Origin of the sequence: Nocardioides abyssi, assembly GCF_030412915.1 — a bacterium.
GTDB classification, from domain to species: domain Bacteria; phylum Actinomycetota; class Actinomycetes; order Propionibacteriales; family Nocardioidaceae; genus Nocardioides; species Nocardioides abyssi.
In genome coordinates this window covers 1-291 of sequence record NZ_JAUHJR010000104.1, presented here as the reverse complement: position 1 = coordinate 291, position 291 = coordinate 1, and the positions used below count along the sequence as shown (strand labels likewise).

At 62.9% G+C, this 291-nt stretch carries 1 protein-coding gene and 1 pseudogene; both read left to right on the top strand.

The features are described 5' to 3' along the window. Nucleotides 1-90: a DUF2516 family protein gene (locus QWY29_RS21155; protein ID WP_369292671.1), complete on the top strand. Its 90-nt coding sequence runs from the start codon at nt 1-3 to the stop codon at nt 88-90. Nucleotides 91-183: 93 nt separating this feature from the next. Next, nucleotides 184-291 (top strand): annotated as a pseudogene (locus QWY29_RS20090) (mannose-6-phosphate isomerase); the annotation flags it as partial.

Genomic DNA, 291 nt, shown 5'->3' with positions numbered 1-291 from the left:
ATCGGCATCTTCAACCTGATCTTCACGATCGCCGCGATCGTCTACCTGGTCGACGTCCGTCCTGCCATGGCTGGTCTACGGCGTCGCTAACGTTCGGTAACAATGCGTTCATGCCGCCCGCACACTGGCCTAGCCTGATCAAATGATGTGGCGGAGGGCCGCGGCCAGGAAGAGGGTTGACCGATGATCGGCGACACCGAAGACCGCCCGTGGGGCTCGTGGACCGTCCTCGACGAGGGTGACGGCTTCAAGGTCAAGCGCATCCACGTCGATCCGCACTCGCGCCTGAGC